At 58.5% G+C, this 16712-nt stretch carries 15 protein-coding genes and 1 pseudogene; 6 read left to right on the forward strand and 10 right to left on the reverse strand.

Features of this window, described 5'->3' with window-relative positions; all coding sequences use genetic code 11:
* Window positions 1-362: 362 nt before the first annotated feature.
* From BMY49_RS02610 to BMY49_RS02630, 5 genes are all read right to left on the reverse strand, one after another.
* Window positions 363-1121, reverse strand: a complete 759-nt coding sequence (locus BMY49_RS02610; RefSeq protein WP_054645152.1) for a DeoR/GlpR family transcriptional regulator — start codon at window positions 1119-1121, stop codon at window positions 363-365.
* A 117-nt stretch (window positions 1122-1238) separates the two neighbouring features.
* Complete coding sequence (locus BMY49_RS02615; RefSeq protein WP_062359368.1) at window positions 1239-3077, reverse strand: SLC13 family permease; 1839 nt, start codon at window positions 3075-3077, stop codon at window positions 1239-1241.
* 128 nt (window positions 3078-3205) lie between these two features.
* Window positions 3206-4009 carry an enoyl-CoA hydratase-related protein gene (locus tag BMY49_RS02620; RefSeq protein WP_089674751.1) on the reverse strand — a complete coding sequence of 268 codons (804 nt, stop codon included), beginning with the start codon at window positions 4007-4009 and terminating at the stop codon, window positions 3206-3208.
* Window positions 4006-6186 carry an acetate--CoA ligase family protein gene (locus tag BMY49_RS02625; protein WP_089674752.1) on the reverse strand — a complete coding sequence of 727 codons (2181 nt, stop codon included), beginning with the start codon at window positions 6184-6186 and terminating at the stop codon, window positions 4006-4008. The genes BMY49_RS02620 and BMY49_RS02625 overlap by 4 nt, the downstream gene beginning before the upstream one ends.
* A gap of 66 nt (window positions 6187-6252) precedes the next feature.
* Entirely contained in the window at window positions 6253-7062 is an 810-nt protein-coding gene (locus BMY49_RS02630) for an enoyl-CoA hydratase/isomerase family protein (protein ID WP_089674754.1), read from the reverse strand.
* A 186-nt stretch (window positions 7063-7248) separates the two neighbouring features.
* Here BMY49_RS02630 and BMY49_RS02635 point away from each other — a divergent pair, with 186 nt between their 5' ends.
* On the forward strand, window positions 7249-8142 hold the full coding sequence (locus BMY49_RS02635; RefSeq protein WP_089674755.1) for a MurR/RpiR family transcriptional regulator: 894 nt from the start codon (window positions 7249-7251) through the stop codon (window positions 8140-8142).
* A gap of 137 nt (window positions 8143-8279) precedes the next feature.
* Here BMY49_RS02635 and BMY49_RS02640 read toward each other — a convergent pair whose 3' ends face one another.
* A complete protein-coding gene (locus BMY49_RS02640; RefSeq protein WP_089674756.1) occupies window positions 8280-9257 on the reverse strand; it encodes an NADPH:quinone reductase in 978 nt (325 codons plus the stop codon).
* A gap of 177 nt (window positions 9258-9434) precedes the next feature.
* Here BMY49_RS02640 and BMY49_RS02645 point away from each other — a divergent pair, with 177 nt between their 5' ends.
* On the forward strand, window positions 9435-10211 hold the full coding sequence (locus tag BMY49_RS02645) for a glycerophosphodiester phosphodiesterase family protein (protein ID WP_044628042.1): 777 nt from the start codon (window positions 9435-9437) through the stop codon (window positions 10209-10211).
* An 86-nt stretch (window positions 10212-10297) separates the two neighbouring features.
* Window positions 10298-11158 (forward strand): deoxyribonuclease IV, encoded by an 861-nt coding sequence (gene nfo / locus BMY49_RS02650; protein ID WP_062374343.1) that lies wholly within the window; start codon window positions 10298-10300, stop codon window positions 11156-11158.
* On the opposite strand, the gene BMY49_RS02655 is transcribed toward nfo, so the two are convergent.
* A complete protein-coding gene (locus BMY49_RS02655) occupies window positions 11128-11715 on the reverse strand; it encodes a helix-turn-helix domain-containing protein (protein ID WP_074210666.1) in 588 nt (195 codons plus the stop codon). The genes nfo and BMY49_RS02655 overlap by 31 nt on opposite strands.
* Before the next feature lie 135 nt (window positions 11716-11850).
* On the opposite strand from BMY49_RS02655, the gene BMY49_RS02660 reads away from it, so the two are divergent.
* Entirely contained in the window at window positions 11851-12129 is a 279-nt protein-coding gene (locus tag BMY49_RS02660) for a benzoate/H(+) symporter BenE family transporter (RefSeq protein ID WP_044628045.1), read from the forward strand.
* Between the two features lie 88 nt (window positions 12130-12217).
* Here the strand turns inward: BMY49_RS02660 and BMY49_RS02665 are convergent, their stop codons facing one another.
* Window positions 12218-12652 (reverse strand): hypothetical protein, encoded by a 435-nt coding sequence (locus tag BMY49_RS02665; RefSeq protein WP_054641308.1) that lies wholly within the window; start codon window positions 12650-12652, stop codon window positions 12218-12220.
* Between the two features lie 252 nt (window positions 12653-12904).
* On the opposite strand from BMY49_RS02665, the gene BMY49_RS02670 reads away from it, so the two are divergent.
* Together BMY49_RS02670 and BMY49_RS02675 are read left to right on the forward strand one after the other, a co-directional pair.
* The gene (locus BMY49_RS02670; RefSeq protein WP_089674757.1) at window positions 12905-14635 is read left to right on the forward strand and encodes a proline--tRNA ligase; all 1731 of its coding nucleotides are present in this window, start codon (window positions 12905-12907) and stop codon (window positions 14633-14635) included.
* Between the two features lie 51 nt (window positions 14636-14686).
* A pseudogene (locus BMY49_RS02675) lies at window positions 14687-14911 on the forward strand (lytic transglycosylase domain-containing protein); the annotation flags it as partial.
* A gap of 4 nt (window positions 14912-14915) precedes the next feature.
* On the opposite strand, the gene BMY49_RS02680 reads toward BMY49_RS02675, so the two are convergent.
* Window positions 14916-16145, reverse strand: a complete 1230-nt coding sequence (locus BMY49_RS02680; RefSeq protein ID WP_062374341.1) for a PqqD family protein — start codon at window positions 16143-16145, stop codon at window positions 14916-14918.
* A gap of 6 nt (window positions 16146-16151) precedes the next feature.
* The gene (locus tag BMY49_RS02685; protein WP_062374340.1) at window positions 16152-16496 is read right to left on the reverse strand and encodes a hypothetical protein; all 345 of its coding nucleotides are present in this window, start codon (window positions 16494-16496) and stop codon (window positions 16152-16154) included.
* Window positions 16497-16712 lie beyond the last annotated feature (216 nt).

Consider the following 16712-nt stretch of genomic DNA (forward strand, 5'->3'; position numbering starts at 1 on the left):
CACGCTGAAGCTGCACGCCCGGCGCATCACCGTTCACCTCGGCGATGCGGCTGACAAATGGTGGCCTGCCTTGCTGAAGGGGCTACCGAAACTGACCGCGCTAGGCTGACTCGTCGGCGATACCACCACCGATCCCTGCGCCAAGCAGCCCCACTTCGGCTGACGGTGACGGCTGCACGGATGAGGGCAATTCATTCCTGTAGGCTATAAGAAGAACTAAAATTTGCGCTTTTTTGCATATAACAGCGGGGTCTCATGCTGCCAACGCGGTGCCGGTGGGCTGGTGTTGGCAGCGAGGGCTGACAATCCACTCAGCCAGCGCCCTCATGAATAAGGCGGGCTGAGCACTGTCGTGACAGGCGCTAAGCAATGTGCAGCGCCACATCGTGTTGGGTGAGCAGCCGTTGAATCGCCTCGGGGGGCTTACGATCGGTAAACAGCGCATCCAGTTGGGAAATGTTACCTTGGCGCACCACTGGGTTTCGGTGGAATTTCGAGTAGTCTGCGGCTAAATACACCCTTCGCGAATTGGCAATGATCGCCTGGGCAACGCGTACCTCTTGGTAGTCAAACTCCAGAAGCGAGCCATCCTCGTCGATGCCACTGATCCCGATGATTCCATAATCCACTTTGAACTGATTGATGAAGTCGATGGTGGCTTCGCCGATGATCCCGCCATCACGGGAGCGCACTTGACCGCCCGCGATGATCACCGTGAAGTCCTCTTTGTGTTGCAGAATCGCCGCCACATTGAGGTTGTTGGTAATGATCTCCAAGCCTTGGTGCTCCAGTAGCGCTTGGGCGATCATTTCATTGCTGGTCCCGATATTGATGAACAGAGAGGCATGATGGGGTATATGCTGTGCCAAGCAGCGGGCAATGCGCTCTTTCTCTTCGAGGTGCAACGTTTTGCGGGTGCTGTAAGCCGTATTGACCGTACTTGACTCGACCCCGACACCACCATGTACGCGGCGCACGCGACCTTCGTTGGCCAGAGTGTTCAAGTCTCGACGAATGGTTTGTGGCGTGACCGCGAAGTGTTCGGTGAGCTGTTCGATACTCATATAGCCGTGCTGGCGAACCAGTTCGACGATGGCATCCTGGCGATACTGTTGATTCATAAGCCCGGCCTGTTCGATATTTATTGGTCTATGTGCGTAATAGATTAGCAAAATTTTCGGAATCTAATAGCGCGAACATTCGAACAGGCCAGGTGCTGCCGTTACCCTAGGGCTATGTCAGAGCGGCCACACCCATAAAATCGCCGGAATGGCTGCGGCCATCACCACAAGCGAAAGCGGCAGCCCCAGTTTCCAGTAATCTCCAAACCGGTAGCCCCCAGGGCCCAGCACCAGGGTATTCGATTGGTGTCCAATCGGGGTTAAAAACGCACAGGAGGCGCTGACGGCTACCACCATCAAAAACGGGTCCAGCGAGGCATCGAAGCCGTTGGCGAGGCTCGCCGCAATGGGTGCCATAAGGAGAGCTGCGGCCGCATTGTTGACTACGTTAGAGAGCAGCATAGAGAGCAGAAATAGCCCTACCAAGGAAACGACAATCGGCCACTCTACGCCAAACCGCAGCAGCGCATCGGCAATGATATCAGCACCGCCGCTGGTCTCCAGCGCTTCACCCACCGGCAACATGGCGGCAAGCAGCACAATCACCGGGCCATCAATGGCCTGGTAGCCATCCCGCAAGGGCAGCACGCCAATCAGCAGCGACACCAGCGCCGCCGTGCTCATCGCAACAGCCGCGGGCAAAAGATCAAACAGCATCGCGACAATCGCTAGCGCGAAAATACCCACCGAAATAGCCAGCTTACGCGGCTGGCCTAAATGTAGCTCGCGGTTGGCCAGCGGCAAACAACCCAGCGTCGATAAACTATCGGCGATTTCGTTTTCGCTGCCCTGCAATAGCAGCACGTCGCCGGTTTGAAAACGAATGTCGCGCAGGCGCTGCTTCAGGCGGCCACCATCACGGGCCACGGCCACTAAGTGCAAGCCAAACTGATGGTTAAGGCGCAGCTGTCGCACGCTGCGATTAATCATCATCGAATCATTGCGAACAACAGCTTCAATGAGCTGTAGGCCTTCGGTATCGACCGGCTGACGTTCATCGCTCTTCTCCGCGTCCTCGCGCTGCTCCTGCCCGTCCTCTGGCTCTTCAGGTTCGGCAATGGCGCTAAGACCCACTTTGTCCTCCAGCAGCTTCAGCTCATCGGGGCCGGCTTCCAGCAGCAGGATGTCACCCTCACGAAGCACGCCGTGAAACTGGTAGCCCGCCCGGCGATTATCTTCACGCACCACCGCTAAGACAGGGATGGTCTCATCCAGCTCATCGCGCAATTGTTGAAGGGTGAGCCCATTAGCTTTGGAGTCTTCAGTAACATTTAGCTCTACTAGATAGTTGGCGGTATCGAACATATCGTCTGCCGCCGCCTGCCCACTGCGTTTGGGGGTCAAGCGCCAGCCTACCAGCACAATAAAAGCCAAGCCCACCAGAGCCACCACAACGCCGACTGGCGAGAAGCTAAACATGCCGAAGTTTTCGCCGGTAATATTGCCCCGGTAGGCAGAAATAATAATATTGGGCGGCGTACCAATCAGCGTGGTCAGCCCTCCCAGCAGAGAGCCAAATGCCAGCGGCATTAGCAGCAGTGAAGGAGACGTATTGTGTTCACGGGCAAGACGTATCGCGACTGGCAACAGCAGCGCCAGCGCCCCTACGTTATTCATCACCCCAGACAGCACGACCACGGTACCCACGAGCACGAGCAGTTGTAGCATTAGGCGCTCGCCCACTTTGAGCACCTGATTGGCGATGACATCCACCACCCCAGAGCGCTCAAAGCCACGGCTTAACACCAGCACCGCCGCCACGGTAATCACCGCCGGATGGCCAAAGCCTGCAAAGGCGTCATCCGCAGGCACCAGCCCGAGCATTACAGAGCCTAGCAGGGCCGCCAAAGCAACCAAGTCATAACGAAACCGGCCCCAAATAAAGGCCACTAGCGTGAGCCCCAGCACGATAAACACCAGCGTACTGGGGGTCAGTCCTAAACTTTCCAGAGTCATTGCGAGCCATCTCCCTATGTTGTCGCTCCTCTTCCCTGACACGGAAAGTGTGGAGTGTTCAGCATCACATTAGGCGATGACTATACAGCCGTACACGCACTGAAAAATAGGAAAAAATAGTGCGCTGGTTAGCGTTTCATACGTGCCAGTAACCGCTCGACGGCTTCTAGATGTTCTGGCTCGTTGTGGCACATGCCTTGGAACACGGCGCACACATCCAGAAACGGCTTTAGCTCCATATCCGGGGCCATTTTCAAGAGCCGCTTGGTGAGGCGTGTCGCTTTCGGCGGCTGGGCCGCAATGCGCTTGGCATGGGCCAGAGCGGCCTCCATTAGCTGCTCCGGCTCCACGACTTCTAAGACTACACCGTAGGCAAGCGCTTCATCAGCGCTGATCACCCGGCCTGAGAGGGTTAGCTCAAAGGCACGCTGGTAACCAATTTGGCGCTGCATAAACCACGCCCCGCCATCACCGGGAATAATCCCCAGATTGAGAAACGTCTCCCCAAAGCTCGCCTTGCGAGAGGCAATACGCATATCCGCCATATTGGCCAAATCGAAACCGGCACCGATGGCCGCACCATTGACGGCGGCGATGATGGGTACTTCAACTTGATGAAGCGCCAGCGGCATTCGCTGAATGCCCGTGCGGTAGCGCTCAGCGACTTCAGCTACGTCCCCCGCAAAATCGCCGCCGCGCTCGGCCATGTCTTTTACATTGCCACCCGCGCAAAAAGCGCTGCCTGCACCGGTGATCACCAGCACCGAGACGTCCTGGCTATGGTTCACCCATACAGCGGTGGCGACGATATCATCCACCAGCGCCGTGCCGGTAAGCGCATTACGCACATCGTGGCGGTTAAGCGTGAGCGTTGCCACACGGTTTTCCAGCGTTAGGGTAGCGTCGGTTAATTCAGGTAGCGTTCGGCTCATGATTGGCGCTCCACAATAATTCGTGCATCGACGATGGCATAGTTAACGGCAGAATGGCCTTTCGGATAGGCAATCACCGGGTTCAAGTCTAGTTCGCAAATATCTGGGTAAGCCTCTACGAGCTGAGACACCTGCATCAGCAGCGACACTAACGCCTCCTTATCGACCCCTGCAGCCCCCCGCACCCCTGCCAGCACTTTCTGCGCTTTAATTTGATCGACCATGGAGCGTGCGTCGCGCAGGGTCAGCGGCAGCGAGCGGAAGGCCACGTCTTCGAGCACCTCCACAAAAATGCCGCCCAAGCCAAACATCAGCACCGGGCCGAAAATCGGGTCGCGCATCATGCCGATAATCACCTCAACGCCCTTCTCCGCCATTGGCGTGACCAGCACGCCCTCTATCTGGGCGTTCGGGTCGTAAGCCTGGGCGTTTGAGTGAATGGCCTGAAAGGCATCGCGCAGTGCGGCGTCACCCACCAGGTTAAGCTTGACCCCGCCCGAGTCGGATTTATGCAGGATATCTTTCGAGACCACCTTCATCGCCAGCGGCTTGCCCTGCGTGCACTGGGCGATCTCGGCGAGTTCGTCCTCACGACGCACCAACCACTCCTCGGGCACTGCGATGCCGTGCTCCGCCAGCAGTGATTTCGCTTCAAATTCCAGTAAGTCGCGTCCTTCTGCCCTGGCTGCGGCAAACATGGCCCTGCCTGTTTCCGTTGGCGCGGCGGGCGCTATCGTCTCCTGCGCCTGTTGGATGGCCAGATACTCTCCTCGCTCACCTAGGGCAGCAAGCACGCGCACCGCATGCTCAATCGAGGAATACACCGGCAAACCGGCTTCGTGTAAACGACGCAACGCAGGCGGTTTGATGGGTGCGTAGAGGCTGTAAATCACCAGCGGCTTCTCGGAGGCTTGAGCAAGCTCTACCATGCGCTCCGCGCCACGCATCTCGTCGCCCATCAGCGACTCCGCAAAGCGCAGGCTATACCCGCCGAACATGCCGACCAGAAAGACGCTATCGACGCCTTCATCCGCCATCACCAGCTCAATGCAGCTTGCCAGCAGCGAGGGGTTCGCATCCGAGGAGCCCGCCACGTCCACCGGGTTAAGGGTAGATGCCTGAGGCAGTAACACCTCGCGCAGTGCAGAGCGGGTAGCGTCAGAAAGCTCGGCCAGCGTCAGGCCCGCTTCAGATAACCGGTCGGCGGCAATGGTGGCTTGGCCGCCGCCGTCAGAAATCACAGCGACGCGCTTACCGGGGGCTTTTTGCAGCCGCCCCAAGCCTTCCGCCACGGGCAGGATTTCATCGGAGTACTGCACCACGCTAACGCCTGCCTGGCGCAGCAGGTCTACAGTCATTTGATAACTACCGGCCAACGCACCGGTATGGGAGCTGGCAGCCTTTTGGCCCTGCTCGGTGGCACCGGATTTATACACCACCACCGGCTTCATGGCGGTCACGTCACGGGCCACTTTCAGAAACTGCTGCCCATCACGGAAGCCTTCCACGTAGAGCGTCGCCACACGGGTATGCTCGTCTTCCCCTAGGTAGCGCAGGTAATCGTTAAAGCCGATATCACTCTGGTTGCCCGGGCCAACGTAGGTGCTGAACCCCACTTGCCCGTTATGCTGGGCTTCCAGCGCAAGAGAGAGCAGCATATTGCCGGACTGCGACACAATGCCGATATCACCCGGCTTGACGTTATCCAGCGCCAGCAAGTTAATTTGGTGGTGCAGGTTAAACATGCCAGAAGTGTTTGGGCCGATGATACGCACTCCGTGGGCACGGGCGATCTCCATCATCTGTGCCTCCAGCGCTGCCCCCTCTTCGCCGGTTTCGCCAAACCCGCTGGCCAGAATGACCGCCCCTTTCACCCCCCGGCGGCCACACTCGGCAATCAGCGCAGGCACGCTGGCGGCAGGCGTGCATAGCAGCGCAAGCTCAGGGCGGCCCGGCATCTCGGTGAGTGAAGGCCACGCCTGCACGCCTAAAATGTGATCGGCTTTGGGATTGATGGGGTAAATATGTCCCTGGTAGCCGCCATTAATCAGTCCAACCATGGCTTTGTAGCCCCGTTTGGTGGGGTCTGCAGAAGCGCCTACTACGGCAATGCCAGAGGGCGCTAAGATATCATGCAGCGGGCTGCGGACTGGGAGATGGCCTTCGAGAGTATTCATTGCGTGACCTGTTTGACAAAGAAGTGCATGACGGAGTGATACCAAGCTAATTCAAGAGGGCCGAGATCATTGGCCCAAAAAATTTGGCGCTCGCCGCTCGGCAAAGGCATCGACCCCCTCTTGCCAGTCCTCGGTGGTGGAGCAGGTAAACACCGCATCCAGCTCCTGCTGCAGCTGGCTCTCCATGCTGGTATGGGCGCTGCGATTGACCAGCGGCTTGAGCATCGCCATGGAGACCGGCGCCTGCTTGGCAAGCCGCTCGGCGAGTGTTTGCGCTTCGGCCATCAGCTGCGCTTGGGGGTAGCTGGCCAGCGCCAAGCCGATCCTGGCGGCTTCTGGCCCATGAAGTTTGTCGCCCAGATAGAGCAAGCGCCGGGCTTGGGTGAGCCCTACCAGTTGAGGCAGCAATTTTGAAACACCGCCGCCCACGCAAGTGCCAATACTGGTTTCTGGAAAACCAATCTGCGCCTCGTCAGCCATCACGATAAAATCGCAGGAGACCGCCATCTCCGCGCCTGCCCCCAGCGCATAGCCGTTCACGGCTGCTACCACCGGCTTACTGAGTTTGGTGATGGCTTCGCATACGTCGTTGCCCAGCTGCAAATACGCCCGGCGCTGAAACAGCGTGCGCTTAGCGCTGCCGTGGGCCTTCATATCGGCACCGACACAAAACGCGCGCCCCTCACCGGTCAGCACCACCGCCCTAACCTGAGGCGACTGCTGTGCTATTCGCAGCACATCCAGCAGCTCTTGGTAGAGCGCCTCAACAACGGCGTTGAGGCGCTGTGGGCGATTCAGTCGCACGGTCAATACTCGGGCATCCAGAGTGACCAGCAGCGTTTCATAATTGGGCAGCGCAGTAGCGTCAGCAGGCATGGTGCTTTTTTTAACCTCATCGGATCAGTCGTCAAAACTTAACGAAACGTTTGTTTCTTTATTTTGAATAAAAAGAAACGTATGTATTTTTTGAACGATAGAGTAGTCGCCGGGACAACGTCAATACATCTGTAGCAAAAACATCTATCATTGGCACAAATGTTTTATTTTCATAGAGAGGGTGCCATGCCAGACAACGCCACTCACGCCACCAGCCTGGACAGCATTCACCAGCAGCTAGCCGAGAGCTATGCAGCGCTTAGCCCACAGCTCAAGCGCGCCGCCAGCTACGTGCTGGAACATCCTACAGAGATGGCGTTTCAGTCGATCCGCAAAACGGCTCAGGCAGCATCCGTCACTCCCTCCACCCTGGTCAGGCTAGCCAAGCGGCTTGGGTTCGAGAGCTACGAGCCGTTTCGGGAGGTGTTTCAATCGGCGGTACAGGCAGCGCCGGTGGAGCTATCCGGCCGCGCCAGCCAGTTGAATCAGCAGCACAGAAACCCAGAAGCGGCGCTGTTTGCGGAGGTAGGCGACGCTGCCTTCGATAATATTGGCAGGCTGTTTACGGCGGATAACCAAAAGCGCGTCAAAGAGGCCGCCGAGCGAATCTTGGCCGCGCGGCGAGTCGCCGTGGTCGGGTTTCGCGACACCTTCGCCTGCGCGTACCACTTTGCCTACGTGGGGCGCATTGCGATGCCGGAAGTGACGCTCATTCGCGGACAGGAGGGAGGCTTGCTCACCGAGTTGGCCCCGTTCAACGAGCAGGATGTGGTAGTGGCGTTTGGCTTTGAACCCTACTGCGCCGAGACGGTGAAGGCGCTGGAGATTACTCGCGCCAACGGCATGCAGGCAATTGTAATTACCGACACGCTGCGCTCGCCGCTGGTGCCGGGGGCCAGCGTAACGTTTACCGTTGCCAACGCTACGCCGCACTTTTTCCCGTCGATATTAGCGGCAATTACACTCAGCGAAGCGATTTTGGCGGAGTGCGTGGCATTCGGCCCCGACCAGCTGGTCGATAACGTGACCCGCTTTGAGAGCCGAATGCGTCAGTTGGGAGCGTATATAGAGATTGCCTAAACAGTCGCTTAGTAATGTCATCAGACCGGAACAACCCTAGGCGGGGGCGCTGTGAATCCTTCCATGGACGCTACTTTCGCCATCCATGGCGAAAGACCCCCGCTACGGGATGATTCCGATCATCTCTAGTACCATTATCACGGCAATAAAATAGTAGAACCGGTGGTTTTACGGCTCTGTAGTGCATCCTGAGCCTTACCGGCGTCTTGCAGCGGGTAGCGGTTGGCCACGTCGATTTTGATTTTGCCGCTCTCAATCATGGCGAAAAACTCGTCGCACATCATCTCTAGGCGCTCACGGGTGTCGGCGTAGCCGTTCAGGCTTGGGCGAGTCACAAACAGCGCGCCTTTTTGGTTCAAAATACCGATATTCACGCCATCCACAGGGCCAGAAGAGTTGCCGAAACTCACCATCAGCGAACGAGGCTTCAAGCAGTCCAGCGACATTTCCCAGGTGTCTTTACCCACCGAGTCATACACTACGTCACACATCTCGCCGTTGGTCAGCTCGCGCACCCGCTCTACCACGTTCTCTTCGGTGTAGTTGATGGTCGCCCATGCACCGTTGGCCATGGCTAGGTCAGCTTTTTCCTGAGAGCTCACCGTACCAATCAGCTTCACGCCCAGCGCTTTAGCCCACTGGCAGGCAATAGAGCCAACGCCCCCGGCCGCCGCGTGGAACAGAATGGTCTCACCGCCTTTAAGCTCATAGGTTTGACGCAGCAGATACTGCACCGTTAAGCCTTTCAGCAGGCTAGCGGCAGCGGTTTCAAAATCGATAAAATCCGGGAGCTTGACGACTTTGGACGCAGGCAGCGTGTGCAGTTCGGCGTATGCGCCCAGCGGGCCTTGGGCGTAAGCCACCCGGTCACCCACTTTGAGATGCGTGACGCCCTCACCGACCGCATCCACAATGCCCGCGCCTTCGGTGCCTAGCCCTGTTGGCATGGCGGGCGCAGGGTAAAGTCCCGTACGGAAGTAGATATCGATAAAGTTCAGCCCCACCGCTTTGTTAGCGATGCGCACTTCACCGGCAGCGGGGGCGGCAGGTTCGACATCGACCCACTCCAATACCTCTGACCCACCGGTGTTAGCAAGCTGGATACGCTTAGACATCAATGACACTCCTGTTGTTAATTATTGGACATACCCTGCGCGCTATCCAACCGCGTTGGGCGTCATTAATCAAGCTATTAGCTCACTAGGCCGACACGTCGTCGTCATGCACCCATGCTAAACTTGGCAACATTGTGCTTCATGACGCTCAATTGGCGACCACGACACGGAGTGGCTATGACCCATCCCGCAATTTCTGTCCCCACGCTCATCGCCCACCGCGGCTACTCCGCTGCCGCGCCCGAAAACACCCTGGCAGCCGTACGCGCCGCCCACCAAGCAGGCGCAACCTGGGTGGAATTGGATGTACAGCTGCTGAAGGATGATACACCGGTCATCTGGCACGATGGCGACGTTCGCCGCTGCTCAGATGGCCGTGGTGAGCTCGCCAACCTGACATGGCAGCAGGCTCAGCAGTTAGATGTGGGCAGTTGGTTTGGTGATCGCTTTGCGGGGGAAAAAATGGCCAGCCTTGAGGCTATGCTCGCCCTACTCAACGAGCTGGAGATGGGCGTTAACTTAGAAATCAAGGTCAACAAAGGGCGTGACCCCATCCGTTTGGTGGACGTGGTCTTGCCTGCTGTTCTAGCCGCCCTCCCCCCTGAGCGGCTAGTGATCTCGTCCTTCGACCCCGTCGCCTTAGCCCACTGCCGCCAACATGCCCCTAAAGAGGCCCTGGCGTTAGGGGCGCTGTTTGGCAGTGTGCCCAAAAACTGGCGCGAACAGTGCGAAGCGGTCGAGGCGTTTAGTATTCACCCTCATTGGCCGCGGCTCAAACAGACCCAGGCCGCCGCCATGTGCCGCGACGGTTACCAAATTCTTTGCTACACCGCCAACGATCCCAGCGCGTTTGATAGCCGCTGGGCCTGGGGCATTGCCAGCGCCATTACCGATGAACCTGCTGCCTTTAAACGCTACCTAGACAACCGCCAGCGCGCAGGCCAGCCCGCTTAACCTGTTTAACCTGTTTACATTCAGGCAATGAGACTGGGGCCACATCACTAGGGCAACGTCACTGGGACAACGTAATAAGGAGAACGATGAACTATCTTGGTGCGCACGTTAGCGCGGCGGGCGGCGCGGATCAGGCCGTCCTTCGTGCTGTTGATATCGGTGCAACGGCGTTTGCGCTGTTCACCAAAAACCAGCGTCAGTGGAAGGGGAAACCGCTAACGGACGAGGCCATTGCGGCCTTCAAGCAGGCCTGCAAAACCCACGGCTTTGGCCCTGAACAGATTCTGCCCCACGACAGCTATCTGATTAACCTGGGTCACCCAGAAGCTGAAGGGCTGGCCAAGTCCCGCGCGGCGTTTTTGGATGAGATGCAGCGCTGCGAGCAGCTAGGGTTGACGCTGCTCAACTTTCACCCCGGCAGCCATTTGAACAAGATCAGCGAAGCCGACTGCCTGTCGCGCATTGCCGAATCCATCAACCTGGCTCTGGATGCCACCCAGGGCGTGACCGCGGTCATCGAAAACACCGCGGGCCAAGGCACCAACCTCGGCTGGCGTTTTGAGCACTTGGCCGAGATTATCGATCAGGTGGAGGATAAATCCCGGGTGGGCGTGTGTATCGATACCTGCCACGCTTTCGCTGCCGGGTACGATCTCCGCACCCGCGACGCGACACAGGCCACCCTGGATGAGCTTGGCAAGGTCGTAGGTTTTGAGTACTTGCGCGGCATGCACTTGAACGATGCCAAAAGCGCCTTTGCCAGCCGCGTTGACCGCCACCACAGCCTGGGTAAGGGCAATATTGGGCTAGATGCCTTTAGCACCATTATGCAAGACGAGCGCATCCACGGCATTCCGATGATTTTAGAGACCATCGAACCCGAGATCTGGGCCGACGAGCTCAACTGGCTACGCGCTCAAGTGCCAGAGGCCGCGCCGGGCAAGTAGTGAATCACGTCGTGAAAGCGTAATCGCGTCGCGGTGTTATTGCGCATAGCGTGGGGCCGGTCAGCAAAAAAGCGCAGCCCCTCGCCTGCCCGAAGCGTTTGCCAGCGCTCGTCAATGCGTAGCTCCATCTCTCCTTCCACCACCACGATGTGCTCCACCACCCCGCTAGCGTGCGCCGACGATTCACTGAGCGCCCCCGGTGCGAGCTCGATCATGAACATCTCGAAGCCCAGCAGCGGGTCGTAAGGAAACAGCAGCCGCGCCTGCATACCGACGCTGTCGTCGCCCCATACCGACTCCCAGCCATCCCGGTGCAGTTCCCCTAATGCGGGCTTGTCGCTATCGAACAGCGTCGAAAACGACACCCGAAAGCCGCTGGCAATCTTCCAGAGCGTCGAGACCGTCGGACTGGACTCGCCCCGTTCGATCTGGCCGAGCATGGCTTTGCTCACCCCGGTTTCACCAGCAGCACGATCCAGGCTCCAGCCACGCTCTTTGCGCAGTTGCCGCACCGTCCCCGCAATATGTTGCGCAATGGTGTGTGGCTCACTGGCCATGGGCTTCTCCTGACTACCGCTTTGGATATGTGACACAGTCTGCCGCCCCTATTGTGCGTTATAACGCACAGTGGTAACGTGAAAGGCGTGCGCTATAACGCACATTTTGCCATCACAGCTTGGGAGAGGCCACCCATGGAAGCGCCATCCACCTGCCACGACTCCGCTGCGCCCAGTCTTTGGCGCGATATTAGTTTGTCGACGATCATTGCGGGGGCAGGTATTGCGCTGTTGGGTACGCTAAGCGGCGGTTTAGCAGGCGCATTTGAAAAAAGCGAACAGCGCGATGCGGCCATCGTGACGTTTTTGCTGACCGGTTCGGGCATTACGCTGCTTGGAATAGGAGGAGCCTTTTGGGGCTTGGTGGCTGGCTTAGCGGTATTGAAAATCACCACAGCGAAAGCAGCATCCTAAAAAGCGGTGCGGCAATACATAAACGCCCCTGGCCGGTTAACCTGCCAGGGGCGTTTAAGACGTCCGTTCAGATAAAGATGCCAGCCCTCTACATCGTGGCCAGCCGCTCTTCATCCAGCACGCCGGACATCCGCACCATGGCCAGCGCTTCATCCAGGCTGTCCATCTCTTCAATCACCAGCAGCTCGTTTTCTAAGCTAACCGGTTGGCCGGCCTTATCTGACAGTAGCTTCTCTAATGAGGCTACATCCATAGCGTCGTCTAAGTGGTGAATATCTACCGATGCGCTACTCGCGCTGGGAAGATAGATAGTGCCATTAGAGAAATCCACGGCGTAGGCAATCACCCCTGGAACGATGAAAAACAGCAGACCCACACCATTGGCAATCGCCACCACCGGGTCTACATCACCGCTCAACTGCCCCTTACGCTCAGGGTAAAACATGGTACCGCAACCGCTCAATGCCACAATGGAGACACCTACAACGGCCCCCGTTAACCAACGGCGAACTGCTTGCTGCATGGAGGTTCCCTCGAAATCTTAACGTACCGATAGCCGATGCTGTCGTGTTTGTTGTGTTCAAATCAGCGACTATCGAATCAAATGCCGCTTGATTCTAGCATACTTCAAGAACAGCACACGTTTGGCTGCTGACGTAGGATTTTGCCGCCTTACCCGCTTAGCCGTACAATGCCGGATTCAACGCTAAATTAAGCGCTACGTTCGACACAACGATCCAGCATCACCGCTACCAACCAAGGAATGCTCACGCCCATGCGCGCCAGCCAATTATTGATTGCGACATTAAAAGAAACCCCGGCCGATGCTGAAGTCATCAGCCACCAGTTAATGCTGCGCGCCGGGATGATCCGCCGTCTCACCTCGGGCCTGTACACTTGGCTGCCCCTGGGGCTACGCACTCTGCGCAAAGTGGAAGCCATCGTGCGTGAAGAGATGAACCGGGCCGGCGCACAAGAAGTATTGATGCCTGCCGTTCAGCCCGCCGATCTATGGCAGGAGTCTGGCCGCTGGGAGCAGTACGGCCCGGAATTGCTGCGTTTGAAAGATCGCCACGAGCGCGATTACTGCGTAGGCCCCACTCATGAAGAAGTCATCACTGACCTGGTGCGCAAAGAGATCGCCAGCTACAAGCAGCTGCCGGTGAACTTCTACCAGATTCAAACCAAATTCCGTGATGAGATTCGCCCGCGCTTTGGCGTGATGCGCTCGCGTGAGTTCATCATGAAAGATGCCTACTCCTTCCACCTGGACGAAGCCTCGCTCAAAGAGACTTACCAAGGCATGTACGACGCCTATTCGCGTATTTTCACACGCCTGGGCCTCGACTTCCGCCCAGTGATTGCTGACAACGGCTCTATTGGCGGCACGGGCTCTCACGAATTCCACGTGCTGGCCGACTCCGGCGAAGACGATATCGTGTTCTCCAACGCATCTGATTACGCTGCTAACATCGAAAAAGCCGAAGCGCTGCCCGCACCGCTGGGCAGCAACGTCGAGCGCGCCGCCCCTAGCGAAGAGATGCGTTTGGTTGATACACCGGATGCCAAAACCATCGCCACGCTGGTAGAGCAGTTCAAGCTGCCCATTGAGAAAACCGTCAAAACGCTGATGGTTCACGCGGCGGAAGGTGGTCTCATTGCACTGCTGGTTCGCGGCGACCACGAACTCAACGAAGTCAAAGCGGAAAACCTGCCTCAGGTAAAAGCCCCGCTGACCATGGCCAGCGAAGAAGAAATTCGTGCCGCCGTGGGTGCAGGCCCTGGCTCGTTGGGTCCGGTCGGTTTAGAAATGCCGATTATCATTGACCGCAGCGTTGCCTTAATGAGCGACTTCGGCGCGGGTGCCAACGTCGATGGCAAGCACTACTTCGGCATCAACTGGGAGCGCGACGCCCCCCTGCCCCAGGTCGCCGACCTGCGCAGCGTGGTAGAGGGCGACCCCTCGCCGGATGGTCAAGGCACCCTGCTGATCAAACGCGGTATCGAAGTGGGTCATGTGTTCCAGCTGGGCCAGAAGTACTCCCAGGCCATGAATGCCAGCGTACTGGGCGACAACGGCAAGACCAGCCACCCGTTCATGGGCTGCTACGGCATTGGCGTGACCCGTGTGGTTGCCGCTGCCATCGAGCAGAACCACGACGATGCAGGCATCATCTGGCCCAACGCCATCGCGCCTTTCCAGGTGGCGCTGGTGCCCATGAACGCCCACAAGTCTCAGCGGGTGCGTGAAGAGTCTGAGCGCCTCTACCAGGCACTCACGGCGGCAGGTCTGGACGTGCTGCTGGATGACCGCGACACTCGTCCCGGCGTCAAGTTCGCCGACCTGGAACTGATGGGCGTGCCGCACCGCCTGGTGATCGGCGACCGTGGCCTGGACAACGGCGAGCTGGAGTACAAGGGCCGCCGCGACAGCGACGCCACCATGGTGCCCGCCGACACGATCGTCGAGTTCCTGCGTGAAAAAGCGGGCCTGGCGCAGGGCTGATCGCCCCCTCATGCGGTACGGCCTGGTGCGAGCCCTGATCCTGGGGCTCGCAGTGGGGGCCAGATCATGCCCTTCTGAGTCACCGAGCTGGGCCTGCCCATGGACGACCTGACCGAACCCAACCGCAATCTGCGCTACGGCAGCACCATTCTGGCCCACTATCTTGCCGTCGAGCGGGGTGACTTCACCCGCGCTCTGGCTCGCTACAACGGCAGCCTTGGGCAAACCTGGTACCCCGAGCGGGTATTGAAGGCCTGGCGCGACCATTGGCGTTAGCCGGTCACTCAGTCACCCTGTCAACCTCTGCTTCAACACTGTGCAGCAAGCCCGCCTTAGCCAGATTGGCCAGCAACTGTGCCACGTCACGCGTTACCTGCGGCAGCGACGCCCCTTCGAAGAACGCCACGAGCGTCTCACTCAATTCCTGCAGGTTCATCGGCTCATGCTGCAATAGAGCCCATACTGCGCGGCTGGTCGCGTTCATTCGATGAATATCACCCCCGTTCTGACCAATCACGAACAGCTCATCGCCCAGCGACCACTCGAAGGCTGCCGGGCTGGTGTGCCAGTAGCGGGCGTCATCCAAGGGCAGCGCAGGCACCTCCGCCCGTTCAGCACTTGCCACCGATTGCCCCTGCTGCCGATCTGCTGAGAACGGCTGACCCTCCCAGCGCTGTGCCAGCCACAGGGCTGCCTCATAAGCATCCGAGTATCGCAGCAGAAAGCACGGTAGCCGCTGCAGTAGCGGCAGGAAGCGATCCATCAGCGCCTGATCCGACTCGTGCTCGGCAAAGTTCTGTTGCAACAACTGCCATAGGCCATCGCCGGGCTGCAGGCGTGTCAGTTGGGGGGCCGTCAACGTGGGGTCTCGGTCGATCAGCAGCACGGCCCCCAGCGGGGAGCGGTCGCCATGGGCTGCCAGTTGGGAACTCGACAAGTTCAGATAACCGTAACGGTCGTCGAAAGGACCAAGATGGCAGGCCACGAAGTGCTGAAAATCTACCGACAAGGCCTCCGGGACCGGTAACCGCAAACGCGGTGCCACGCCAAGCGCGATGCCTTCACCTTCAGGATTGAGCGCCAGCACATCATCCCCGAATACACGGCAGCCTGCGGCAGCAAATGCCGAGGTCAAGGTGCTTTTTCCAGCACGGTGGGCATCAGGAAAAATCACCAGCTGCCCGTTGAGCTCCACCGAGCCACAGTGCAAGCCCACCAGCTCAGGGTGGCGATGCAGGAACGCCCCGGCCAAATCGGCGACGACGCTACAGGCAGTGCCAACATCGGTGTCCAACAAGGCACCCTGGGGCAGCGCGGGCGCTTCCTGCCAGTAGCCGTCGGGGTGCTGCCAAACGCAGATGTCCGGGGCTTCCGGCAACACCGGGCAGCGTTCGATGGGCCAGCCTGGCATGGCCTGCTGCAACACGGGCAACAGCTCCTCCGCCTCTACCAGGCGCAGGCAGGGGCCCAGACTGGGCAGGCTGATATCGTGAGTGGTGTGGGTTGTCATCGGCCGTTACCACCTTGGCAGTACGCGGCTCAAGCGAATTTCGATGACACCATCGCGCTCCCAGCGGGATCGATGCGGACGCGAATAGCCAGCCCGGCGACGATCATGAGGGCGGTAGTATCGCTCATCACGACGACGGGCATGATGCTTATGCCGAGGACGTGAGTAGCTGGGACGTGAGTAGCTGGGACGTGAACGGCTGTGCCGTGAGCGACGGCCGCGCGCTTCCGCCTGCCCCATCGACAGGAACGTGGGAGCAACGTAGAGCGCTGCGGCACCCAGCCCAAGGCTGGCCAGCACCTGGCGGCGCGAGCGGCGCTTTTGCAATACCTCTTCAGTTTCATGGGGCATGGTGATCCTCCTGATCAAGGTGATTGAGCAAATTAACGAACACCGTTTCGTAAATCACTCTAGCCAAGCTCTGTGACCGACACCAGACGCCTTCAATGACTTCCCTATTGTTTACTCTTTTTTACCTCTCAGGGTTTTATCGTTAGAGCAAAAACATGACTTTTCAATAGTTACATGTCGGGTCCCGCATGATTAGCCACTTCGATTGCCCTTATT

The sequence above is a fragment of the Vreelandella aquamarina genome (genome assembly GCF_900110265.1).
GTDB classification, from domain to species: domain Bacteria; phylum Pseudomonadota; class Gammaproteobacteria; order Pseudomonadales; family Halomonadaceae; genus Vreelandella; species Vreelandella aquamarina.